This is a genomic window from Reinekea marinisedimentorum (assembly GCF_004341165.1).
Classification (GTDB): Bacteria; Pseudomonadota; Gammaproteobacteria; order Pseudomonadales; family Natronospirillaceae; genus Reinekea; species Reinekea marinisedimentorum.
The window spans coordinates 1-2,225 of record NZ_SLZR01000047.1 but is presented as its reverse complement, the minus strand read 5'-3'; the positions used below and the strand labels follow the sequence as shown (position 1 = coordinate 2,225).

Here is a 2,225-nt window from a genome sequence, read left to right as displayed (position 1 = left end):
TCCGATCCGGGCGACGCATCGAACAATCCACAACCCCTCGAAGCAAGAACGAGCGCAATTGGCGAACTCGCGAAGACCCGCTGGAGGCGGTTTGGGATACCGAACTGGTTTTGCTGCTTCAGAGAGAGCCATCATTAACCGGCACGACTTTGCTGGAGTATCTTGAGGAGCATTATCCCGGTTACTACGATCAGCGTATTCTGCGCACACTGCAACGCCGGGTTAAGCAATGGAAAGCCTTGAACGGGCCAGATAAAGAGGTGATCTTCAGACAACAAGCCGCTATCGGTCAGCAAGGCTTTTCGGATTTTACCCATCCCGACAGCGTGATTACGATCAATGGCGTATTGTTCAAACACCTGCTGTACCAGTTCCGGCTGGCTTTTAGTGGCTGGCGTTCGGTGACGGTTGTACAAGGTGGCGAAAGTTACGCCGCCCTGGCCAGTGGATTACAGCGTGCCCTGCAACAAGCGGGTGGCAGCCCGATTGAGCATCGCACAGACAGCCTTAGCGCTGCCCGAAATAACAAGCAGAATGTCTGGACCGATGCCTATAGCGAGCTGTGCCAGCACTATCAGATGCAGCCGACCCGTAATAACCTGGGGCAGTCTCATGAAAACGGTGTGGTTGAATGTGCCAATGGTTCTCTGAAGCGTCGATTATCCCAGCAGCTGAAGCTGCGGGGACATAACGACTTTGACAGCATCGAGGCCTATCAGGCGTTTGTCGATCAGACCGTCGACAAGCTGAATCGGCGATGCCATGCCCGCTTTCTTGAAGAGCAAGCGGCATTGCAGCAGTTGCCTGAATATCAGGCAGCAGACTATCAATCTCTGTTTGTGAAGGTGACCCGAAGTTCCACGATTGAAGTACGGCGCGTCGTTTACTCCGTACCCTCCCGGCTCATTGGCGAGCGAGTTCAGATCAGGCTCTATCACGATCGCTTGGCACTGTATTTGGGGCAGCAGAAGGCCCTGGAACTACCCCGCGTTTACCCCAAGGCCGGAGAGAGTCGCGCCCGGAGTATCGATTACAAGCACATCATTCGCTCTTTGGCGCACAAACCACAAGCCTTCCGTTACTCACAGCTGCGTGACGATATTCTGCCCAATGACATCTATCGTCAGATTTGGTTTTTCGCAGACCAGTACCTGGGCAAGCGTGAGGCCTGCAAATGGATCGTGACGGTGCTCAGGCTGGCCTATGAATATGACAGTGAAGAGAGCCTGGGGCGAGAGCTATTGCCCGAAGCGGCAAAAGGTCAGTTCGCCAGCCTTGTCGACCTGCAGTCCCGCTTTTTATCCAGGCATCGGCCAACCTTGAGTGAAGCCATGGCTCAGCACCCGTTGATGAGCTATGACGAACTGTTATCCGGCATCGCGGCCGGTCACTGCGGATCGGAGGTTGCACAATGAGTGATGCCGTTGCTCTGCTATTAAAAGAACTGCGTTTGCCGGCGTTTGTCCGCCACTATCAACCTTTATGGCAAACCGCCACGGAAAAAGGCTGGTCACATACCGAGTACCTGGCGGCCTTGTGTGAATATGAACTCTCTGACCGCTATCAGCGTCGCACTCAAAAATGGAAGCGGGAAGCCAGGCTGGCGACAGGGAAAGACTTTACCAGTTTGGATCAGGGACGCTTCAGTGCGGAAACCCAAAGAACGCTGGCGAAGCTGAAGCAGGATACTGACTGGGCACACAATGCCGATAATGTCTTGCTGATTGGCCCTAGCGGCACTGGTAAAACTCACATTGCCAGCGCCCTTGGCCATCAACTGATAGAGCAAGGCGTGCGCTGCAAACTGTTCCCTGCAATCGATCTGGTTCAACAGCTCCAGCAAGCCAAGAGAGACCTCGACTTAATGGGCATGATGACAAAGCTCGATAAGTACCGAGTCATCATCATTGACGACATTGGCTATGTAAAAAAGACCGATGCCGAAACTCAGGTGCTGTTTGAATTTATTGCTCATCGATACGAGAGCGGCAGTCTCATTATTACGGCCAACCAGCCGTTCAGTGAATGGGACAGTATTTTCCCGGACAGCATGATGACAGTGGCAGCAATCGATCGACTGATCCATCACGCGACAATTATTGAGTTAGAGGGAGAGAGTTATCGAAAACAGCAACAGTTAAAACGAATCAAAGGTCATAGAAGTAACGACACCTAACCGGCCATCATAGTTGTCGCGGACCGGACAAAGTAATTGACGTCTAACA

Annotated in this window: 2 protein-coding genes; both read left to right on the top strand. The window is 52.8% G+C overall.

Features of this window, described 5'->3' with window-relative positions; translation table 11 throughout:
* Positions 1-1,415, top strand: a 1,415-nt coding sequence (gene istA, locus BCF53_RS19035) for an IS21 family transposase (protein ID WP_207902795.1), incomplete at its 5' end; no start/stop codon positions are given.
* On the top strand, positions 1,412-2,176 hold the full coding sequence (gene istB, locus BCF53_RS19030) for an IS21-like element helper ATPase IstB (RefSeq protein WP_132704349.1): 765 nt from the start codon (positions 1,412-1,414) through the stop codon (positions 2,174-2,176). The genes istA and istB, both read left to right, overlap by 4 nt.
* Positions 2,177-2,225: the final 49 nt, after the last annotated feature.